This window comes from Evansella clarkii (assembly GCF_002019695.1).
In the GTDB taxonomy this organism is placed as follows: Bacteria; Bacillota; Bacilli; order Bacillales; family Salisediminibacteriaceae; genus Evansella; species Evansella clarkii.
Genome location: NZ_KV917376.1, coordinates 3,231,301 through 3,250,951 on the forward strand (window position 1 = coordinate 3,231,301; position 19,651 = coordinate 3,250,951).

At 43.8% G+C, this 19,651-nt stretch carries 18 protein-coding genes; 17 read left to right on the forward strand and 1 reads right to left on the reverse strand.

Features of this window, described 5'->3' with window-relative positions; translation table 11 throughout:
- Nucleotides 1-142 precede the first annotated feature (142 nt).
- The 10 genes from BK582_RS15000 to BK582_RS15035 all read left to right on the forward strand — a co-directional run bounded on the left by BK582_RS15000 (nucleotide 143) and on the right by BK582_RS15035 (nucleotide 11,288).
- Entirely contained in the window at nucleotides 143-2,425 is a 2,283-nt protein-coding gene (locus tag BK582_RS15000) for a UvrD-helicase domain-containing protein (RefSeq protein WP_078595815.1), read from the forward strand.
- 129 nt (nucleotides 2,426-2,554) lie between these two features.
- Entirely contained in the window at nucleotides 2,555-4,141 is a 1,587-nt protein-coding gene (gene mbcS / locus BK582_RS15005) for an acyl-CoA synthetase MbcS (RefSeq protein ID WP_078595816.1), read from the forward strand.
- An 85-nt stretch (nucleotides 4,142-4,226) separates the two neighbouring features.
- A complete protein-coding gene (locus BK582_RS15010; RefSeq protein WP_078595817.1) occupies nucleotides 4,227-4,682 on the forward strand; it encodes a GNAT family N-acetyltransferase in 456 nt (151 codons plus the stop codon).
- Between the two features lie 297 nt (nucleotides 4,683-4,979).
- Nucleotides 4,980-5,243, forward strand: coding sequence for a metal-sensitive transcriptional regulator (locus tag BK582_RS15015; protein ID WP_236939334.1), 264 nt, complete (start codon nucleotides 4,980-4,982; stop codon nucleotides 5,241-5,243).
- Nucleotides 5,244-5,340: 97 nt separating this feature from the next.
- Entirely contained in the window at nucleotides 5,341-7,767 is a 2,427-nt protein-coding gene (locus BK582_RS15020) for a heavy metal translocating P-type ATPase (RefSeq protein ID WP_078595819.1), read from the forward strand.
- 2 nt (nucleotides 7,768-7,769) lie between these two features.
- On the forward strand, nucleotides 7,770-7,937 hold the full coding sequence (locus BK582_RS27075; RefSeq protein ID WP_167553135.1) for a nucleotidyl transferase family protein: 168 nt from the start codon (nucleotides 7,770-7,772) through the stop codon (nucleotides 7,935-7,937).
- Between the two features lie 244 nt (nucleotides 7,938-8,181).
- Nucleotides 8,182-8,670, forward strand: a complete 489-nt coding sequence (locus tag BK582_RS15025) for a metallophosphoesterase family protein (protein WP_078595820.1) — start codon at nucleotides 8,182-8,184, stop codon at nucleotides 8,668-8,670.
- A gap of 312 nt (nucleotides 8,671-8,982) precedes the next feature.
- Nucleotides 8,983-9,246, forward strand: coding sequence for a hypothetical protein (locus BK582_RS27080; protein ID WP_218190730.1), 264 nt, complete (start codon nucleotides 8,983-8,985; stop codon nucleotides 9,244-9,246).
- A gap of 27 nt (nucleotides 9,247-9,273) precedes the next feature.
- Nucleotides 9,274-10,323: an LLM class flavin-dependent oxidoreductase gene (locus BK582_RS15030; RefSeq protein ID WP_078595821.1), complete on the forward strand. Its 1,050-nt coding sequence runs from the start codon at nucleotides 9,274-9,276 to the stop codon at nucleotides 10,321-10,323.
- A gap of 17 nt (nucleotides 10,324-10,340) precedes the next feature.
- Nucleotides 10,341-11,288: an ATP-grasp domain-containing protein gene (locus BK582_RS15035; protein WP_078595822.1), complete on the forward strand. Its 948-nt coding sequence runs from the start codon at nucleotides 10,341-10,343 to the stop codon at nucleotides 11,286-11,288.
- 45 nt (nucleotides 11,289-11,333) lie between these two features.
- Here BK582_RS15035 and BK582_RS15040 read toward each other — a convergent pair whose 3' ends face one another.
- Nucleotides 11,334-11,564, reverse strand: a complete 231-nt coding sequence (locus BK582_RS15040) for a hypothetical protein (protein WP_078595823.1) — start codon at nucleotides 11,562-11,564, stop codon at nucleotides 11,334-11,336.
- Between the two features lie 226 nt (nucleotides 11,565-11,790).
- Here BK582_RS15040 and BK582_RS15045 point away from each other — a divergent pair, with 226 nt between their 5' ends.
- The 7 genes from BK582_RS15045 to BK582_RS15075 all read left to right on the forward strand — a co-directional run bounded on the left by BK582_RS15045 (nucleotide 11,791) and on the right by BK582_RS15075 (nucleotide 19,612).
- Complete coding sequence (locus BK582_RS15045) at nucleotides 11,791-12,192, forward strand: hypothetical protein (RefSeq protein WP_078595824.1); 402 nt, start codon at nucleotides 11,791-11,793, stop codon at nucleotides 12,190-12,192.
- A gap of 255 nt (nucleotides 12,193-12,447) precedes the next feature.
- Nucleotides 12,448-14,685: an alpha/beta hydrolase gene (locus BK582_RS15050; RefSeq protein WP_169911036.1), complete on the forward strand. Its 2,238-nt coding sequence runs from the start codon at nucleotides 12,448-12,450 to the stop codon at nucleotides 14,683-14,685.
- 439 nt (nucleotides 14,686-15,124) lie between these two features.
- Nucleotides 15,125-16,669, forward strand: coding sequence for a GAF domain-containing sensor histidine kinase (locus BK582_RS15055; RefSeq protein ID WP_169911038.1), 1,545 nt, complete (start codon nucleotides 15,125-15,127; stop codon nucleotides 16,667-16,669).
- The gene (locus BK582_RS15060) at nucleotides 16,670-17,311 is read left to right on the forward strand and encodes a response regulator (protein WP_078595827.1); all 642 of its coding nucleotides are present in this window, start codon (nucleotides 16,670-16,672) and stop codon (nucleotides 17,309-17,311) included.
- A 158-nt stretch (nucleotides 17,312-17,469) separates the two neighbouring features.
- A complete protein-coding gene (locus BK582_RS15065) occupies nucleotides 17,470-18,204 on the forward strand; it encodes an SDR family NAD(P)-dependent oxidoreductase (protein WP_078595828.1) in 735 nt (244 codons plus the stop codon).
- Nucleotides 18,204-19,250 (forward strand): S-adenosylmethionine:tRNA ribosyltransferase-isomerase, encoded by a 1,047-nt coding sequence (locus BK582_RS15070; protein ID WP_078595829.1) that lies wholly within the window; start codon nucleotides 18,204-18,206, stop codon nucleotides 19,248-19,250. Before BK582_RS15065 ends, BK582_RS15070 begins: the two co-directional genes overlap by 1 nt.
- Nucleotides 19,214-19,612 (forward strand): VOC family protein, encoded by a 399-nt coding sequence (locus BK582_RS15075; RefSeq protein ID WP_078595830.1) that lies wholly within the window; start codon nucleotides 19,214-19,216, stop codon nucleotides 19,610-19,612. Before BK582_RS15070 ends, BK582_RS15075 begins: the two co-directional genes overlap by 37 nt.
- Nucleotides 19,613-19,651 lie beyond the last annotated feature (39 nt).

The window sequence follows — 19,651 nt, forward strand, 5'->3', positions numbered from 1 at the left end:
GCCTTTTGTCTGCTGAATTAGTGCCTCCCGCTTAATTTAGCAGACAGGTGAAAACAGTCACTCCTGTAAAAACCAAGTGACTTCCACTGTATCCTCCTTTATAATTCTAAGGACAGATTGCGCATAAAACAGGTGATTACACATGAGAAAAGCAAGATTCCAGACTGTTCCGGAAGGCTGCACGGCAGCAAAAATTCCAGCCGCTGAAATGGCTCCGGCTGCAGACAGTTCATCCATTATTAAAAACAGCGACAGTGACGCTTCCTACTTCAGATCCCTTGAAAAGGCGGGGATCTTTTTAAATGAACCCCAGATTAAGGCGGTCAGGCATTTTAAGGGCCCGCTTCTTACGCTTGCGGGAGCGGGTTCAGGCAAAACATCAGTATTGACAGTGAGAGCCGGTTACCTTATTAACATAAAAAAGGTCGATCCTGGTGAAATCCTGCTGGTTACTTTTACAAAGAAAGCAGCAGATGAGATGAAAGAAAGAATTGCCCGGCTTCCTGGAATTACAAAACAGTCGGCTTATAAAATCCAGACGGCCACCTTTCATGCTTTCTTTTTGAGGCTGCTGAAAAGCCGCGGTTATGAAGAAACAATTCTGAGCAGTGAGAGGCATAAACAGATAATAATTAAAAAACTGCTGAGGAAACACGGCATGGCTGATTCCTACCAGCCGGAGACCCTGCTTGCCGAGCTTTCAGCCTATAAAATGAATATAGTTGAGCCTGAGGAAATTCCGGCGAAATCAACGGCGGAAAAAGAAATGAAGAAAGTTTTCACAGAGTACGAGGAATTAAAAAAGAAAAATAAACAAATGGACTTCGATGATATTCTCATGGAAGCGTACAAGCTGTTAAAGCATAATCAGACTTTGCTGGCAGCCTTGCAGAAGAGATTTCAGTACATTATGGTCGATGAGTTCCAGGATACAAATAAGCTGCAGTATGAGTTAATGAAAATGCTGGCGCAGAGTCACCAGAACCTGTTCGTAGTGGGAGACGATGATCAGACGATTTATTCCTTTAATGGAGCGAGGAATGAATTTATATTAAATTTCCACAATGAGTTTACTGAAGCTGAATCTGTCACCCTCAACATCAATTACAGGTCGACGGCCAGTATATTAGGGCTTGGAAACGAAATTGTGAAACATAACAAGCACAGAAAAACAAAAACGCTGAAGTCGGTAAAAGAATCGAACCGGCGTCCCCAGTATTTGAGGCCAGGAACACCCGATGAAGAAGCCGACTGGATTTTTCAGGATATAAAAGAGAAGATTTCAACAGGCAGTTACACGTACCGGGATTTTGCGATACTGCACCGGGCCGGGAGCAACAGCCGTGCGATATTTGAGCAGCTCACACTTAAGGGGATGCCTTTTGTTAATCACGCTGCAGGCAACAGGACATTTTATGAGGAATGGCCGGTAAAAGAGGTGGTCAGTTATTTTCGTCTGGCGCTGAATGCGAGGGATTTCGAGGCGATGGAGGATGTGCTTCCTACACTGTATATCGGGCGGGACACTGGCATGAAGCATATTAACGGAGAAGAGTATTTGCAGCCGAAAAAATATCCGCTTGTCCATCTTACCTCTCTCCCGAATATTAAGCCGTTTCAGTCTGAGCAGGTGAGAGAACGGATTAAATTTATAAGAGAGTTAAAAAGGCAGGAACCATTGATCGCTGTAAAAAGAATCAGAAATGACTTTTATGATAAGTATCTTGAAGCTCAAGGCAAGGAAAGCGAAACTGTTCATCAGGAAACGATCAAAGAAGGGCTTGATGAATTGGAAGCTTCTGCGAAACGTTTTTCTTCCGTGTACGATTTCATTCAGTTTATCGATGAGATGATAGAAAAAAATATAGAAATGAGAGAATTAAAAAAAGACCATGAAGCTGACGCTGTCTCTTTAATGACCATACACCGGTCAAAGGGGCTGGAATTCCCGGTAGTATATCTTATTGGTGCTTCTGAAGGGATAATTCCCCACAGTACTGCGCTCGATGCGGATAAAATGGCAGATAAGCCTGGTAAGGATGAAACAGGAGAAAAGCTGCTAAAGGCAGTGGAGGAGGAAAGGCGGCTTGCCTATGTAGCCGTAACAAGAGCGATGGAAGAACTATACATAAGTTCACCTGCTTATTTTCGCGGAAAGAAAGCTGAGGTTTCGAGATTTTTGACTGAGGCATATGGTTTGCAGCAGAAGCCCGGAGAAGGTCCTGTACGAGAGAGGAAAAATATTGAACGAGACCTTCGGTTTAAAAAGAAAGAAAAACCTAAAGAAAAGGTAGTTGCATGGATATGCACGGGGGATAATTGCAATGCCTGGCAGCGTGCCGACAGCTATCAGGAACAGGTGCTGAAGGAAAAACATTGCCCTCTTTGCAATTCAGCTATGGGCAGAGGACATAAGGTTGTCTGAATTCCAGAAGCCGCAGAGAATAATATCTCTGTGGCTTTTCTCCCTTTTTGCGTTGGATTATTCGAAATTTACCGATAATTTAGTATAATAGATTGTGTGGTCGCTAATCTACTAATAAAGGGTGATAGTATGCAGACGAAAGATTTAATAGCACCGGAGTATTATAATTTATCCCAGGAAGTGGAAAGGTTCAGCGGGGAGTCTGAACGTCTTGCGATTAAATGGCTTAATGAAGCCGGGCAGACAAAGGAATATACATACAATCAGTTAATTGAACAAATGAACAGTTTTGCAAACGCTTTAATAAATAACGGACTGAATAAAGGAGACCGGGTGCTTCTTATTTTACCAAGGATCCCGGAGGCCTATTTTACGTACCTCGCCTGCATAAAAGCTGGCCTTGTAATCATACCTTGCTCAGAGATGCTCCGGGCAAAGGATTTGAGTTACCGGATTAATCATTCAGAGGCAAAAGCTGTTATAGCATACAGCGAGTTTACGACTGAGATAGATAAAATTGAAGAAGAGATCCCTACACTTCAGCTGAAGCTGACAGTAAGCGGGGAAAAAGTTGGTTGGAACTCTCTCAGCCAGCTGGCGGAGGAAGAATCCGGCGAGTATGACGGTCCTGAGACCCACCGTGATGAAATGGCGTTCCTGCCTTATACATCCGGGACCACAGGAAATCCAAAAGCTGTGGTGCATACCCACGGGTGGGCTTATTCCCATCTGCAGACGGCATCTAAAGGCTGGCTTGATGTCAATGAAGGGGATATCGTATGGGCAACCGCCGCGCCAGGCTGGCAGAAATGGGTATGGAGCCCGTTTCTTTCAACTATGGGAATGGGAGCTACAGCATTTGTTTATAACGGAAAGTTCGACCCTGATAAATATTTGCAGCTCCTTCAGGACAATGAAATAAATGTACTCTGCTGCACGCCGACAGAATACAGGTTTATGGCTAAGCTGGAAAACCTGGATGATTATTCCCTTCCAAAACTGAGGAGCACTGTTTCCGCAGGAGAGCCTCTGAATCGCCAGGTGATCGAAACGTTTAAAAAACATTATGGACTGGATGTACGGGACGGGTACGGACAGACAGAAAACACGCTTCTCGTTGGGACGATGTCCGGAATGGATATTAAACCAGGTTCCATGGGGAAACCCACCCCGGGTAACAAGGTGGATGTCATTAATGAAGACGGGATGCCTGTGGAGCCAGGCGAGGTAGGGGATATTGCGGTCCATAAAAGCACGCCTGCCTTGTTTAGAGAATATTACAAGGATCCTGAGCGGACTTCGATGGCCTATCGTGGAGAATGGTATTTAACAGGGGATCAGGCGAAAAAAGATGAAGACGGGTATTTCTGGTTTGAAGGGCGCTCCGATGATATCATCATCAGTTCTGGATATACAATCGGACCGTTCGAAGTAGAGGATGCTCTAATGAAACATACTTCTGTAAGGGAGTGTGCAGTTGTTGGCAGCCCGGATGAGGACAGAGGCAGCATCGTTAAAGCTTTTATCGTACTCCGTGATCCCCAACATGAATCCGATGCTCTCGTGTCTGAACTCCAGGAGCATGTGAAAAGGCTGACGGCACCTTATAAGTATCCGAGAAAGATTTCCTTTGTGGATGAACTGCCGAAAACGACTTCCGGAAAAATCAGAAGGGTGGAGCTGCGGTTAAAGGAAATGAATAAAGCGCACGATTAATCGGTAACGGAAAATAGGGCCTGCATTAAATGGCAGGCCCTATTTTTTTTTCAGATAGTATGGCATATTAAAAGGGGGATTTAGTTTGGCAGTTCAGCTTAGACAGGTGACTATAGATAACTGGGAAGAATGCATAAGCCTCAAGGTTGGCAGCGGCCAAAAGGGATTTGTAGCTTCCAACATGTACTCTCTCGTTCAGTCCCGTTACGAAACTTCCTATGTTCCGTTAGCTGTATATTCCGATACTCAGATGGTTGGTTTTGTTATGTATGGCAAAGATCCTGAGGACGGAATATACTGGATGGTCCGGCTGATGATTGATGAAAAACATCAGGGGAAAGGCTTTGGACGGGAAGCAGTCCTGAAAACCCTCGGGTTAATAAAGGGTCTTCCTGACTGCAGCCCGTATATTATTACAAGCTTTGTGCCTGAAAATTTAACCGCTGGACAGCTATACCAGTCAGTTGGTTTCCAGGAAACAGGGGAGATTATTGATGGTGAAAAAGAAGCAAGATATTATATACAGTCTCCTGTGCATTAAAACGGTTCAGTATCCCTTAGCAGTTAAAATTCTTTTTTCCTGAGGACCTTTATTAAAGGTCTGTTTTTTTGCAAACTTATTGCATACCCTTGTGGGGTATAATATAATGGATTTAGTAATAACATAGTATAGAGACGTGTTTTAGCCACACGTATATAAATCCACGTTTTATTTTAACGAGGGCAGGATTATTATCATCATACAGTGGAGGGATGTAAGATGGAAAAACTTGAACAAATAGTAGAAGAATCAGAGGAAATGACTACATGCTGTGAGCATGCTGATCATCACGGCAATATGCCCCCTGAAGTGAAAGAAGCATTACTGAAACGTATGAGCAGAATTGAAGGGCAGGTCAGGGGTATAAAAGGAATGATTGACAGGGACGTATACTGTGACGATATCTTAAATCAGATGTCTGCTGTTCAGTCAGCTTTAAAAGCTGTTTCCCGGCTGCTTCTTGACAGCCACATGAAAACTTGTGTTCTGGAACGGCTGAAGGAGGACGATACGGAAGTTGTGGATGAATTTTTGAAAACTGTATCGAAGTTGATGAAATAGAAAAGAAACCTTGTCACAAAAATGTAAGATCGTACATGGGTACGGTCTTTCCATTGGTGTATAATATACCCCTATGGTGTATAGGAAGGTGAGGGAAATGGCAAACAAGGAAACAACGTTAAAAATATCCGGCATGTCATGCGCGGCATGTGCCACAAGAATAGAAAAGGGTCTTTCCAGAATCGACGGAGTGGAAGAGGCGAATGTAAATTTTGCTCTGGAGCGTTCTAAGGTTGTTTATGACCCGGAAAAAACAAATACGCATGATTTTGAACAAAAGATTGAAAAATTAGGGTTTAAAGTAGTGAATGAAAAAACGGAATTTGACATTTCCGGTATGACCTGTGCGGCGTGTGCCAACAGAATTGAAAAACGGCTTAATAAGATAGATGGAGTGGCGTCGGCAAATGTTAACTTTGCTCTTGAAACCGCGACGGTTCAGTACGATGACAGCACAGTGACGCCTAATGACATGGTAGAAACAATTAAAAAGCTGGGATTTAAACTGATACCGAAACAGGAGGAAGAAGCAAAGACAGACCATAAGGTAAAAGAGATTGAAAGGCAGACAGGGAAATTTATTTTTTCTGCTATACTCACTTTGCCCCTTCTATGGTCAATGGTTACTCACTTTGAATTCACGGCGTTTATTTACATGCCTGATATGTTCATGAATCCGTGGCTGCAGCTCGCCTGGGCCACGCCTGTCCAGTTCATCGTTGGTGCCCAGTTTTATGTGGGAGCCTATAAAGCATTGAAAAACAAAAGCGCAAATATGGATGTGCTGGTAGCCCTTGGTACGAGTGCGGCTTATTTCTACAGTATTTATCTCGGATGGAGCTGGTATAATGCTGGTGCAACGGGTATGCCGGACTTGTACTTTGAAGCGGCAGCAGTAATTATTACGTTAATCGTGCTTGGTAAACTATTCGAAGTCCGCGCAAAAAGCAGAACGAGCCAGGCTATCCAAAAGCTGCTCGGACTCCAGGCGAAAACAGCAAACATTATACGAAACGGCGAGGAGCTTGTTATCCCGGTGGAAGAAGTGCTGGCTGGAGATACAGTTATCGTGAAGCCTGGGGAAAAAGTTCCGGTAGATGGTGAAGTGATTGAAGGGCGTTCTGCAGTTGATGAGTCCATGCTGACTGGTGAAAGTATCCCGGCAGATAAAGCAGAGGGCGATGAAGTGATTGGAGCGACGATCAATAAGAACGGCGTCCTGAAAATTAAAGCAACTAAAGTAGGGAAAGATACTGCACTTTCACAAATTGTTAAAATCGTGGAAGAAGCACAGGGATCAAAAGCAGATATTCAAAGGCTTGCAGATAAAGTTTCCGGGATATTTGTCCCGGTTGTTGTACTGATAGCGATCGCTGTGTTCTTTATCTGGTATTTCGTTGTCGCACCAGGTAATTTCGGAGCAGCGATTATTCCTGTAATCTCCATTCTGGTAATTGCTTGTCCGTGTGCTCTTGGCCTGGCAACCCCAACTTCCATCATGGCAGGATCCGGGCGGTCTGCTGAGATAGGTGTACTGTTTAAAGGTGGAGAACATCTTGAAAACACTCAGGGAATTCAGACTGTAGTACTTGATAAAACAGGTACAGTAACAAAAGGTGAACCTGAACTTACAGATGTCATCCCTGCGGAAGGCTTCCTGAAAGAAGATCTGCTTATGTTCGCTGGAAGTGCAGAGAAAAACTCAGAGCATCCTCTGGCGCAGGCAATTGTAACTGGTGTTAAAAATCAGGGAATAGAGCTTTTCGAATCTGCTGAGTTTGAAGCTATACCCGGGCATGGTATTAAAGCTATGGTTAATGGTAAAGAGGTACTTGCAGGAACACGAAAGCTAATGAATCTATATTCGGTTTCCGTATCTGATGCGGAGACCGACATGGAGAGACTTGAAAGGGAAGGCAAGACTGCTATGCTCATAGCAGTAGATGGGATTTTTGCGGGAGTAGTTGCTGTAGCCGACACCGTCAAAGAAACTTCCAAAACGGCGATTCAGCGGATGCACGATCTGGGTCTTGAAGTTATTATGCTTACCGGGGATAACAAGAGAACCGCAGAAGCGATAGCTGCCCAGGTTGGTGTAGACAAAGTGATAGCGGAAGTTCTTCCTGAACAGAAGAGCGAAGAGATAGTCAAGCTCCAGAAACAAGGTAAAAAAGTGGCTATGGTTGGAGACGGAATTAATGACGCTCCCGCGCTGGCTGTTGCTGATATTGGCATGGCAATCGGGACAGGAACTGATGTGGCGATTGAAGCTGCGGATATAACGCTGATGCGAGGCGACTTAAACAGTGTTGCTGATGCAATTGAAATGAGCCGGAGAACCATCCGGAACATTAAACAAAATTTGTTTTTCGCGTTTCTTTACAATACGTCAGCGATTCCAATCGCTGCCGCAGGGCTCCTTGCACCATGGGTTGCGGGAGCAGCGATGGCCTTCAGTTCTGTTTCGGTCGTTCTTAATGCTCTCAGGCTTCAAAAAGTCAAACTGGCAAAGCAGGAGGGATAAAGATGACAGAAGTGAAAAAATGGCTGTTTTCTGGCATTGCATATCTGATCATTGTCATAGGCAGCTATACCTTGATAACTGGTGAGAATCCCTTTATAAGCGGAGAAATGGATCACGGAGATGACCACGAAATGCAGACCGAACACAGTGAGGATGAGGATCATTCCTGAACTTGGGGGGCTGTGTAAAATCTAAAACAAATAAAATACTGATTAATTAGAAGCGGTTCTGCCGCTTCTTTTTTATTACAATACATTATGAAGGAGGGATCATAAAGGAAGGCGGCAGAGGCATGTCAAAGCTGCCCTTGTTACAATTAAACTGGTCACAGAGAAAATAAATGGTTAGTTTTATTAGAACAAATGCACTTAAATAATGCATACTATAAATGGACAAAGGAGGTTGACAAACACTATGAAAATTGTAGTTATTTCTGATACACATGTTCCAAAAAGAAGTAAAAGACTTCCCCGGCGTCTTTTGAAAGAATTGAAAACGGCTGACCAGATTATCCATGCAGGGGACTGGCAATCAGTGGCCGTATATGAACAAATAAAGGCATATGCACCTTTACATGGGGTGTATGGCAATGTGGATGGTAAAGATCTGAAGGCAATCCTTCCAAAAAAACAGCTTCTGAGATTAAATGGGTGGACTATTGGGGTGACCCATGGGCATGGGGACAGAAAAACAACGGAGAAACGGGTTGTTGAAGCGTTCCAGGAAGAAAAACCTGATGTAGTCATATTCGGCCATTCCCACATTCCTTATTTAAAAACTGTTAATCAAATGATTCTCTTTAATCCTGGTTCCCCGACAGATAAACGGAGAAGCCCCTATTTTTCATTCGGTATTTTAAGGCTCGGCAAGGAAATCCACGCAGAGCATGTGTTTTTTAAGTAATTGGCTCCGCATTGCAACAAGGGTTCATGATTTCGCAACAAGAATACTAAAACGCAACAAGGACCAATGAATTCGCAACAAGCCAGCGTGAATTCGCAACAAGGCATGCCAATTTCGCAACAAGAATACGAAAACGCAACAAGGACCAATGAATCCGCAACAAGCCAACGTGATTTCGCAACAAGGCATGCCAATTTCGCAACAAGAATACGAAAACGCAACAAGGGCCAATGAATACGCAACAAGCCAACGTGATTTCGCAACGAGGCATGCCAATTTCGCAACAAGAATACGGCATCGCAACAAGGACCAATGAATTCGCAACAAGGACCAATGAATTCGGAACAAGGACCAATGAATACGCAACAAGCCAGCGTGATTTCGCAACGAGGCATGCCAATTTCGCAACAAGAATACGAAAACGCAACAAGGACCAATGAATACGCAACAAGCCAGCGTGATTTTTCAAGCTTCCTCACTGCTATATTTGTAGTTCTTTTTTTAACACTAATTCTGACTATTGTGGTAGGATTAATAGGAGAAAATATTCTCCGTAAATATTCCGCCATGGATTGATCAGATTAGTATCGAGGAGTGAGTGTATTGAAGTTCGGATTTTGGCTGCCGATATTCGGCGGGTGGCTCAGAAATATAGAAAATGAAAATATGCCCCCCACGTTTGACTATGCAAAGGAAGTTATTCAGTCTGCAGAAAAGTGGGGATTTGATACAACTTTAATCGCTGAACTATACTTAAATGATATAAAGGGCCCGGAAGCAGATTCTTTGGAAGCCTGGTCCACAGCTGCAGCATTAGCTGCTGTTACTGATAAAATAGAAATTATGACTGCCATTCGCCCCGGGTTTCATAATCCGGCGGTTACTGCCAAAATGGCTGCAAATATTGACCGGATTTCTAACGGAAGATTTACTTTAAATGTAGTATCAGCCTGGTGGGAAGAGGAAGCGAAACAGTATAACGGTGTTTTTACAGAGCATGACGAGAGGTACGACCGCACAAAAGAATTCATCGAGGTGCTGAAAGGGATGTGGCAGGAGGAAACTTTCAGCTACGACGGGAAATATTATCAAATCAAAGATGCAAAGCTTTCCCCGAAGCCAGTGCAGCAGCCTCATCCTGTTCTATATGCCGGAGGAGAGAGCCTAAAAGGCAAGGAAGTGATCTCTTCTGTCATGGATGCTTATGTGATGCACGGAGGAACAGTTCAGGAAGTGGAGAAGAAAATAAGTGATATGGCTGACCGAAGAAAACAAACAGGTAATGATCTTTTCCAGTCGTTTGGTATGGCAGCTTATGTCATTTGCAGGGATACAGAAAAAGAAGCCATAGAAGAACTTGCGCGGATTACAGATGTTAAGGACGTTAGCGGTTATGCCGGCTTTAAGGATTTTACAAGTAAATCTCAGCTGGAACAGGAAATTCAGCTGAAGGATTATTCTGTATCTAATCGTGGTCTCAGACCGAATCTTATAGGCACGCCTGAACAAATAGCTGACCGCATTCTTGAGTATGAAGCAGCCGGCCTGAATTTGCTGCTGCTTCAGTTTTCGCCTCAGCTGGAAGAAATGAAACGATTCAGCGAAGATGTGATACCATTAGTAGAGAAAAAGCGTAAACAAGCGTTTGTATAACTGGAAGGGGAATAATGATGAGCAAAATCTATGTAATTCACGAAAACAATGAGTGGACAGACCACCTGACGAAACGTTTAGAAGAATTAGAGCTTCCATATGAGTTATGGCATCTGGACGAAGGAACTGTTGACCTGAGCAGTGAGCCGCCGGAAGGAGTATTTTACAGCAGAATGAGCGCTTCTTCCCATACGAGAGGACACCGGTTTGCGCCCGAGTTTACAAGAGGTGTACTCGCCTGGCTGGAAAGGCACGGCCGTAAAGTTTTTAATGGAACAAGAGCGCTTCAGCTGGAAGTCAGTAAAGTGGAACAATACATGGAGCTCAACAAATTTGGTATTCGTACACCGAAAACGACAGCAGCGGTTGGGAAGGATCAAATTCTTAAAGCTGCGGAAAAATTTGAAGGGAAGCCGTTTATTACAAAACATAACCGTGCAGGCAAAGGATTAGGAGTTCAGCTTTTCCAGACCGTTGCTGCATTAGAGGTATATGTGAACAGCCCGGAATTTGAAGAGCCGCTTGATGGTATAACTTTAATCCAGGAGTATATTGAGTCTCCGGAAAAATATATCACACGTTGTGAATTCGTTGGCGGGAAATTTCTTTACGCTGTGGAAGTGGACACTTCAGAAGGTTTTGAGCTCTGCCCTGCAGAAGCGTGCAGAATTGATGATCTTTTCTGCCCAGTCGGCGAAGAAGCACCGGAAACAAAACCTATGTTCCAGATAGTGGATGGTTTTAACGAGCCAGTTATTCAGCAATACGAGGAACTGCTTGCTGCAAATGGCATTCAGGTTGCTGGAATTGAGTTTATCCGGGATAAAGACGGTGTGATATACACGTATGACATTAACACCAACACAAACTACAATTCAGAGGCGGAAGCTGCAGCAGGAAAATATGGAATGCTTGAGCTTGCGAAGTTCTTAGGCAGCGAACTAAAAGTAACACAAACAGTATAAAGACACGGGCAACGGCTGAACCATCAGAGGGTTCAGCCGTTTACTTTAATCCTGCATAGAAATAGTTGTTAGTTCACTCATTAAGTCCTGAAAGCTCCCTGGGTTTTCAAACTGGCTGGATTCCCAGTTGGTTTTTACCCAGTTAATTAATTCCTGTTTGTTGTGAAAAACTTCACCGGAAGTATCCGCTTTTCTTACCATATACCTGCCATTATCCTCATCAATCGTTACTTCGCATGGAAAAGCCCCATCTTTTGCTTTTATCTGATATTCCATCTTAGACCCTCCTGAACCATTAATAAAAACTATCTTTATTGTTTCTCATTTGGAAAATTTTAACCATGCACTCCCCACCTAAGAAATTGTGACAAACTGGTGACAAGGCCGCTTTATAATTGATAAAAAAATTAGCAGTGCTTAAGATGGTAATTAGGTTAATAATATTCATATAGTAATAACATGATTAACTGCAGAAAAAGAAAATACCCGGGGGAGAGGAATAATGAATAAAGCAAAACTATTAATTCAAATTTCAGCAATATATGCTGTAATTGGTGTATTTATCGGCGGACATATGGCAGGTGCAGGGTCCCATTTATTTCGGGCGGTGCATACGCATATCCTGGTAGTCGGCTGGTTGTCTTTATTTGCCTTTGCAGTATTTTACGCCCTGTTTAAGATCCCGAAAGACTCCAGGCTGGCGAAAATTCATGTCTGGACAGCAATCATAGGTTCGATTGGCCTGACAACCGGAATGTGGCTGTATAATTTTCAGCCTGCCTGGTCAACTGAGTTATTCTCACTGCTTTACTTTATCATTGGCGGGTCCATTTTAATGGTCAGTTTTTTTGTATTCCTGATCCTGGTTTTTGTCCACGGGAAATTTATTACAGACAAAGAATAGACTGGTTGGAACATCCTGAATGGATTAAAATCATATATTTAATAGTTCAAGCAATAGAAAAGGGCAGGGGAATCTCCGGATTTCCCCCGCCCTTTTTTAGCTTGCATTAGCAGTATTAGAAAGTCTGTATTTTTTCTGAAGGCATTTCTTTTTAAAATTGATAAAATAGATTAATATATTATGTGTGATAGAATTAACGTACAACTTTAAAACGGATAAAAGGGGTTCCATAACTTTATGCTAAGCAGACTTTCTATGTTTAAACCAATACATATATTCAGATGGCTGAAGCGCAGAGCGGCAGTAACCGGCAGCTATGACACCATGCTGTCTTCCTTTTTGATTGCGGCTTTGTTTATTGCTGCCAGCCTTGCTATGGTAGTTTCAGGGCTTGGAAACCCTACAGGCTTTGGCTTTGTGCTGGACATTATCATATACTTTGTTCTTAATTTACTGTTTTTTATAGTCGCAGGAACTATTCTTGCCTATCTGTTTTCACTTGTTTATCTTCCTGTACCGCGACTGTTTTTCGGAAGTTTACTTTATACAGGTTTTTTATCAGTATATGTGCTCCATTTACAAAACCTCGGCCTCATATTTTCTTTAGTTGCAGGCATTTCTTATGCGATAGGGGGGCTGGTATTAGGAGCAGTGCTTTATATAATTTTTCATCCGGAAGCCAAGCCTGTTATAAAAATACTGGCAGTCCTGGTTCCTTCCGCAGCAATACTTACAGCCTTTTTAGTAAATGATGCTGGAGACGATGTTCGCCTTTCTTTAGAGGAGATGGTCATGCCGGAACATATTACACCTGTACCAGCAGGCAATCCGGGAGAGCCGGGTGATTATGAAGTTATTTCCTTTACATATGGGAGCGGGCAGGACAGACATCGTCCGGAATTTGGAGAGGAAACAGATTTGCTCTCAGCATCTGTGGATGCCTCTGAGTATATTGACAGATGGACCAGGGACAGGGAACATTTCTGGGGTTTTGATGAAACAAGGCTTCCTTTAAACGGCCGGGTATGGATGCCTGACGGAGATGGTCCTTTTCCCCTCCTTCTCATGGTCCATGGTAACCACCGTATGGAAAACTTTTCAGATGGAGGTTACGGTTATTTAGGGGAGCTCCTTGCAAGCAGAGGCTTTATTGCTGTTTCTGTGGATGAGAATTTCCTGAATTATACTGGATGGTCAGGAATCCCTAGCCGAAACTATGAACTGCGGGCGTGGATCCTGCTTCATCATCTTTTAGAAATAAAAGAATTTAACGAGATGGTAAGCACTCCGTTTTTCCGTAAAGTAAATCTGGATCAGGTAGCATTAATGGGGCATTCCCGGGGCGGGCAGGCAGCTGCCATGGCAGCAGACCATGAAAGATGGTTCTCCGAAGACCTCTCTCTCCAGGGAATTGACGAAATCGGCATTGAAGCTGTTATTGCCCTCGCTCCGACTGACAGAAGGACGGATGATATGCGTTCTGAACTCCATGAAACGCATTATCTTCTGCTTCATGGGGCACGAGATGGCGATCTGCACATTTTTCACGGGGACCGTCAGTACGAAAGAACCTCCTTCGATGAAGGCTCAGAACGATTTAAAGCCTCATTGTATATAGGAGAGGCGAACCACAGCCAGTTTAATACAGACTGGGGCAGATCAGATATGAGCCTTCCAGGCGGGGTTTTCACTAATCGTGACAATTTGCTGGAACCGGAAGAGCAGCAGGAAATCGCCAAAGTATATATATCCGCTTTTATGGGAGCTGTCTTCCATGGGAGAGAGGATTATATAAATCTGTTCCGTGATTATCGCTACGGAGCTGACTGGCTGCCGGACACCCAGTATATGAGCAGATTTGAAAATGGAAAATATTTGTCTCTTACACCGTTCAGAAGAAACGAGAGCAAAACGGAGTTCCCTGAAGATGTTACCGTTGAAGCAGAGGGTTTTACAGAATGGGAGATAGAAGCAGCTGAAGACAGGCGTGGTAATTCAAAGAACACAGATGGCGTAGTACTTGAATGGGAGAATGACGCTTCCAGCGACACCCTTTATTCAGTACATCTGTCTGAAAGCTTTCTGGAAAACTTAAATGATGCTGACCCTGAGAGTATCTGGATCTCTATGGCGGACATGAGCCTGGAAACAGATCGTGCGGAAGAAATGGCCGAAGCCGGGTACTTTATAGAAATTGAGGTTGCCACTCTTGACGGGACGACGGTAAGGCTTCCATTTGATGATTTTATGCCGGTAAAACCACAAATTAAAACCCATTACACAAAGTTCGGCGTGATGGATAAATATTTCCGTGATGGCAAGTACGAAGAACAGGCAGAAATAGCTTTTCAGGCTCATGAATTCCCTTTTCATGTTTTCGAAGAAGCTAATGAGGATTTCCAGCGGAACGAGCTGGCGAGAATTACGCTCCATTTTTACGAAGGGCCAGGTAAAGTAATTATTGAGGATTTTGGTTTCATTTCGGTGCCTTAGGTTTTGAAGCTAGAGCAATTTTCAACGTGGCACCTGTGAACCCGGTCCGCGTGAACCCGGTCCCGGAGTGCCAGGTTGGCAGAGCGAGGAAACGTGAGAATGAGGGAGAAAATGCGAGTTGCTCAACGTGGCACCTGTGAACCCGGTCCGCGCGAACCCGGTCCCGAAGTGCCAGGTTGGAGGAGCGAGAAAACGTGAGTATGAGAGAGAATAGGCGAGTTGCTCAACGTGGCACCTGTGAACCCGGTCCGCGCGAACCCGGTCCCGAAGTGCCAGGTTGCCAGACCGAGAAAACAGGAACATAAACGAGTATACAAAAGCACACCCACCCCCCGGGATAGCCAGCAGAGCTATCCCGGGGGTTTAATTTAAATCCAAACCAATTTTTAATCCCACATGGTATAATTTAAATATTCAGATGAAGATCGGTGGGGTTAGAATGAGTTCTGAATTGCGTGAGAATGAATTAACAACTTTAAAAGTCATTGCTGAAACTTTAAACCGGTCCAATGATTTACATGCTATGCTATCTGTTGTTCTTGACCGGCTTCTTGAAATAACGGGGCTTTCCGCTGGCTGGATTTTTCTCAGTGAATCTAAAGGTGAGTATGTCTGTTCAGCCGATTCTGGACTGCCTCCTGCACTGGAGATAGAGGAAAAGAAGCCAATGCGGGAAGGTGTTTGCTGGTGTATTGAAAAATTCTGGTCGGGGCGTCTGACCAGTGCAGTGAATATAATGGAGTGTAAACGGCTGGAAGACTCCATTAGCCTGAAACGAGGAGATACTAAAGGAATTACCCATCATGCTACAGTACCGTTAAAAGCAGGTGAGGAAACTTTCGGACTGCTGAATGTCGCGGCTCCCGGGAAAATAAAATTTACGGAAGAAGAGCTTGCTCTTCTGAGTTCCGTTGCGTTTCAAATTGGTACGGCGATTAAAAGAATGAAACTGTATGAAGCACAGCAGCACAGAGCAGAAGAATTTGTCCGGCTTGATGTGGCCAGCCGGGAGCTGAAAAAGCTGAATGACATTGATACATTTCCAGAGCAGGCCGCTCATAAAATTAAAGCGATCTTTGGTTTTACGTTCGCTGCCCTTTACATAAAAACTAATACAGCAGAAAGCCTAAGTGTGATCCCAGAGGCTGGCGAAGAATTTACCAGGGAGATTTTAACCGAGGCTGAGAAAAAGAGAGACGTTGTTTTTACAGAAGAGGCTGATCAAAAAGTGGCAGCCATCCCATTACTGAGCGGGGAGGACACAGCCGGTTTCCTGCTGGCTGGTAGGGACAGGAGCTGTAAAATACCTGGGGAAATTTTTTCTGCTCTTGCAGGCCATCTTACACTTGCAATGGAAAACGCAAAGCTGCATAAAATGAGGCAGGAGATATCTGTTATGGAGGAAAGAAACCGGCTCGCAAGGGATCTTCATGACTCGGTCACTCAGACATTGTTTTCTCTTTCCCTTACAGCAAAGGGTGCGAAAAATATATATAAACATGAAGCGGAAATTAAAGAAACATTTGAAGACCTTCAGCAAATGGCACAGACAGCGCTGGCAGAAATGCGTTCCTTAATCTGGCAGCTTAAGCCTCCAGGCCTTGAAGATGGGGTAATTGCAGCCCTGAAAAAATACGGAAGCAATCTTGGTATGCAGGTACATGCACATGTTGAGGGAGTTGCTCCAATCCCTGAAAAAGTAGAAGAAACGCTTTGGAGGATCGGGCAGGAAGCGTTAAATAATGCCTGCAAACATGGAGATACCAGTAATGTTTTTGCAGATTTGAAGCTAACGAAAGAAAATGTAAGATTAATAGTTAAAGATAATGGAAGAGGGTTTAATCCTGAAAAGAAGTTCCGCTCCGCCGGGTTAACAGGCATGATTGAACGAGCCGAAGAACTGCATGGAACAGTAAAAATTAATAGCGGACCAGGGATAGGGACCGAAGTAATTGCTGAGTTTCCGGTTAAAGGGGGGGTGTAAATGATAAAAGTACTTCTGGTGGATGACCACCCAATGGTAATACGAGGCCTCCGTTTTTTCCTGTCAACACAGGAAGATATTGTCGTGGCAGGAGAGGCTTACGACGGACAGGAAGCGATTGAAAAAACGGCTGAACTGCTTCCGGATGTCATATTAATGGATCTTGACCTTCCAGTTATAAACGGCATAGAAGCTACAAAGAAAATCACTGAGAAACACCCGGAAATAAAGGTGATAATTCTAACGAGCTATTCCGACCAGGGCCATGTAGTACCTGCCATCCGAGCAGGCGCGGCAGGGTATCAGCTGAAGGACATAGAACCTGAGCAGCTTGCTGAAACAATCCGCGGCGCCTTTAAAGGAACCGCACAAATTCATCCTCAGGTGGCCAATCAGCTTATGACGCATGTGGCGGGAGGAAATACCACAGACAGCAGCTTAGTTGAAAAGCTCACTCGGAGAGAGGAAGAAGTCCTCAGCCTGATAGCTGCAGGGAGAAGTAACAAAGAAATATCAAGTGAGTTATTTATTACTGAAAAAACAGTCAAGACCCATGTAAGTAATATTCTTGCGAAGCTGCAGGTAAACGACCGCACTCAGGCAGCCATTTATGCGATGAAACATGGTTATGACAAAGTATAGGCTCCACACTCAGTCTAAAGTCTGAGATGAAGTCCTGCCTTAGTTGCAGGGCTTTTTCTGTATGTTTTTTCATTCTTCATGCTGGAGATTCAACAGCTCTTTCATTATAAGATGTAATTGTAAACAAACAAGATGAAAGGAAGAGAGTTGATCAGAAAATGAATAATAAACAAACAATAGTGATTACCGGAGCATCAAAAGGGTTAGGCAGGGCGTTAACGCTTGCTTTTGCAAAACAGAAAGCCAGGCTTGCAATCTGTGCCAGAGGAGAAAAGGATTTATTGAAAGTGAAAAAAGAAGCAGAAGCTCTTGGAGCGGAAGTTCTTGCAGTAACAGCCGATGTTTCAATAGCCGCCGATGTGGACAGATTTGTCTCTCTAACTGAATTAAGCTATGACACAATCGACGTATTAATCAACAATGCCTCCACCATCGGACCGAGCCCAATCCCATTCCTGGCTGATACAACGGAGGAGGATTTTCAAAAGGTCCTGCAGACAAACGCAATCGGTCCCTTTTTAATAACAAAACGAGTGCTTGCAGGTATGCTTTCCCGGGGTGCCGGATCGATTATAAATGTTACTTCCGAGGCAGGGAACACTGGCTATTCCGGATGGGGAACATACGGAATTTCCAAATTTGCTCTTGAAGGTATGACAGAAACATGGGCAGACGAAGTTCAGGATACAGGGGTGCGCATTAATATGGTTGACCCAGGAGAAATGGATACAGAAATGCATGATCTCGCAGTCCCTGACTGTGATTACGAGATTGGAGAGCCGGAGGATGCGGTGGATGTATTTATTTATCTTGCATCGGAAGAAAGCAGTAAAGTAAACGGGCAGCGGTTCCAGGCACAAGAATTTGCTCTTACGAACAAGGGGGCAGTCTGATGCATACCTCAATACCTGCTGAAACATTTACTATTCCAGAGGAACTGAATGCGGTATCTCCTCCTGAGGCGCGAGGAATCAGGCGCGATCAAGTAAAAATGATGGTTCTAACCCGCAATAATGGAAGATGTATCCATTCTCAATTCAATCAGCTTACTAATTTCCTTCGGGAAGGTGATCTTCTCGTTTTGAATAACAGCAGAACTATTCCTGCTGTACTAAAGGCAGATGTATGGAGAAATGGAATTATGAGGAAAAAAGCTGTGGAAGTCCGTCTTGCGAGGAAAGTATATGAAAACGGATGGGAGGTTCTCCTGCCTGAAGGAGGTGTAAAAAAGGGGGACAAATTAATCTTTTCAAAAAGGCTTCAGGGAAAGACGGTATTGCTTAAGGATAATTATCCTTTTGTGCTGGTTCGATTTTCTTTAACTGGAAGGCGGCTTTACGAAGAAATATATAAGCTGGGACAACCAGTACGTTATGAATATATCCACCACCCGTGGGAATTAGATCACTATCAAACTGTTTATGGGTCTGTTCCAGGGTCGGTGGAAATGCCATCAGCAGGAAGGGCTTTTAGCTGGGAGCTGATCAGCCAGCTGAAGAAGAAAGGTGTAAAGACGGCATTTCTTTGGCTTCATACCGGCCTGAGCTATCTTATGGATAATCAATGGGAGCTTCCACCGGGAGAAAATAAAGAAAGTTACGCAATTCCTCAGGAAACAGCGGAATTGGTAACAGAGGCCAAACATAACGGCGGGCGTATTATTGCAGTTGGGACCACAGTAGTCAGGGCTCTTGAAACAGCAGGCTTTTATAATGGAAGAATGACTGCACAATCAGGATGGACGGATATTTATATAAATGAAACAAGTTCTTTATCTGTGGCCGACGGACTGGTTACCGGCTTTCATGAACCTGAAGCAAGCCATCTGAATATGTTAACTGCGTTTGTTGACCGGAAAGATTTAATATCAGCATATAATATTGCATTAAAGGAAGGTTATTTATGGCACGAATTCGGCGATATCAACCTCATCATTTAAAAAGGCTGTTTACCGTTCACCATATTGGTGCAGAAACGGAGAACCTGGAGCAAACAGCAGCATATTTTATTAATAAACTTAAATTACAGGAAGAACGACGATTTATTTTCGAGGGAGAAAGAATCGTTTTTCTGTCAGGAAACCATTGGAAAATTGAACTAATCGAAGTGAAGAAGAAAACCCTCCAGCCTGTGCATACAGCATTCCAGGTTACTGATTTTACAAATGGAGTAAAATTCCTTGAAAGCCTTGGTTTTGTGTGTAAGGAGGGCCCCTATCTTCTGGATCATGGCTGGAAGACAGTTTTTTTAGAAAATCAACGAAGAGAATTCGTAGAGTTGATAACAGACAGCAGGAACTAGTTGAATACAAGAACCCTGATTTACGAGTTTAATACCTTT